This window comes from Noviherbaspirillum sp., assembly GCF_035654295.1.
Lineage (GTDB): Bacteria > Pseudomonadota > Gammaproteobacteria > Burkholderiales > Burkholderiaceae_D > Noviherbaspirillum.
The window spans coordinates 1-2,467 of record NZ_DASRXF010000117.1 but is presented as its reverse complement, the minus strand read 5'-3'; the positions used below and the strand labels follow the sequence as shown (position 1 = coordinate 2,467).

Genomic DNA, 2,467 nt, shown 5'->3' with positions numbered 1-2,467 from the left:
CTGCAGCAGGCCGCAGCGAAGGAGATCCTGGAAAACTCGGTTGCCGGCGATACGCGCCTGATGATTCTGTTGTTCACAATCGGGACAGCCGCAATTGCGATTGGCGGCGCGTTTGCCTGGATCATCACAAAGAGCATCACCGGGCCCTTGAACGAGGCCGTCACCGTTGCAACCCGCGTCGCCACAGGCGACCTGACCTCGCGCATCGAAGACCGGAGCCGGGATGAAGTCGGCCAGCTGTTCGACGCTTTGCGGCAGATGAACACCTCGCTCGGCGAGATCGTCGGCAACGTTCGCGTGGGGACAGAAAGCATCGGCGTTGCTTCGCGCGAGATTGCATCGGGCAATGCGGACCTGTCCTCGCGCACCGAATCGCAGGCAAGTTCTCTGGAAGAAACCGCGTCGTCGATGGAGGAGTTGACCTCCACCGTGAAACAGAATGCCGAAAACGCGCGCCAGGCTAACCAGCTGGTAGTGTCGGCATCCGATGTCGCAATGCGCGGCGGCCAGGTGGTCGGCCAGGTAGTCAGTACCATGGGATCGATCAAGGACAGCTCGCGCAAGGTTGTCGACATCATCGGTGTTATCGACGGCATTGCCTTCCAGACCAACATCCTGGCACTCAATGCGGCGGTGGAAGCTGCGCGTGCCGGCGAGCAGGGCCGCGGCTTTGCGGTGGTGGCAGCCGAGGTGCGCAACCTGGCGCAGCGCTCCGCAGGTGCCGCCAAGGAAATCAAGCAGCTCATCAGCGACTCGGTGGAGAAGGTCGATGCCGGCAGCAAGCTGGTTGATGAAGCGGGCAAGACGATGGACGAGATCGTGACCTCGGTCAAGCACGTGGCCGACATCATGAACGAGATCACCGCGGCCAGCCAGGAGCAGAGCGCAGGGATCGAACAGGTCAATCAGGCCATTACCCAGATGGATGAGATGACACAGCAGAACGCGGCACTCGTCGAGCAGGCGGCTGCCGCGGCAACCAGCATGCAGACGCAAGCCTCCACCCTCGCTCAGGCGGTAGCCGTCTTCAAGGTGAATGCTTCTGACGAGGCGACACACGCGCCGCTGCCGGCGGGAACTGCAGCGCTGACACAACTGAAACCGCCGGGGTCTCGTCCCGCTGTTTCAACCAAGACCCTTGCCCGCAAGGCGGCGTCAGTTCCGGCGACCAGGGATAAGCCAGCGATTGCGGCCAATGCCGGGGATGAGTGGGAAGAATTTTGACAAGGAGCCAATAGCCACCCAACTCTCCGTTTTATTTGGATAAAGGACAATAAATATGGTCAAGATAACGGATATGAAGATTGGAACGCGGCTGGCTCTGGGATTCGGGCTCGTGCTTTTGTGTGCAACGGTGCTTCTGGTTCTCGGGCTGTGGCGCATGAGCGATCTGTATTCGAATTCGGAGCGGATAGTCAACGAACGGGTCGCCAGCCTGACCAGCGGGATGGAAATGCGCGAAATCGGTTGGGGGTTGGCTCTTTCCTTGAGAAAGGTGGCCACGCCGACCGATGCGACGGAAGGTGAGCGCGAACTCAAGCGCCTCGATGTGCTGCTTGCGGCATACGCCAAGGCAGAGGATACCTTGAGAAAGTATTCGACCAGCGCCGAAGCGAAGGCCCTGATGGGGCCGGCGGTCGAGCAGAAGCAGGCGATCGTCCCGGTTATTGACAAGATCAAGAGTCATGTCGCCGGGGGTAATTACTTCGATGCGTCGGCAACCTTGAAGTCCGATTTCCTTCCGATGCACGAAAAGTGGATGACGAGTTTGGTTGCGCTTGCGGAGCACGAGCAAAAGGAAATGAAGGCAACCTATGAAGCGTCGCAGCAGAATTATCAGTCGACCCGCCTCGGGATGGTTGCGATCGGGATTCTGACCCTGGCGATCGGCGCCTTCATTGCCGTATTCATTACCCGAACCATCATCGCTCCTCTGCGGGAGGCGGCCGAAGCCGCCAACACCATCGCAAGCGGCGACCTGACCGCAAGGCTGGAAACACAGGGCAACGACGAAGCGGGTCAACTGGTCAACGCCCTCCGCATCATGCAAGGAAACCTGGTCGATACGGTCAACCGGATCAAGCAGAGCACCGAAACCATTTCGGTGGCGTCGCGCGAAATTGCCTCGGGCAATGCCGATTTGTCGGCTCGCACCGAATCGCAGGCCAGTTCGCTGGAAGAGACGGCGTCGTCGATGGAGGAGCTGACGTCGACGGTGAAGCAGAATGCGGAGAACGCGCGCCAGGCCAACCAGCTGGTGGTGTCGGCCTCCGATTACGCGCTCAAGGGCGGGCGGGTCGTCGGACAGGTGGTCGAGACGATGGGGTCGATCAAGGAAAGCTCGCGCAAGATCGTCGACATCATCGGCGTGATCGACGGCATCGCGTTCCAGACCAATATCCTCGCGCTCAATGCGGCAGTGGAAGCGGCGCGCGCCGGCGAGCAGGGGCGCGGCTTTGCGGTGGTG

Annotated in this window: 2 protein-coding genes; both read left to right on the top strand. The window is 60.5% G+C overall.

The window, feature by feature from the left end; all coding sequences use genetic code 11:
- Nucleotides 1-1,224 (top strand): methyl-accepting chemotaxis protein (locus VFF99_RS12225; RefSeq protein WP_325018246.1); only part of this gene is annotated, 1,224 nt, incomplete at its 5' end.
- Between the two features lie 55 nt (nucleotides 1,225-1,279).
- The coding region (locus VFF99_RS12220) for a methyl-accepting chemotaxis protein (RefSeq protein ID WP_325018245.1) at nucleotides 1,280-2,467 on the top strand (1,188 nt) is incomplete at its 3' end.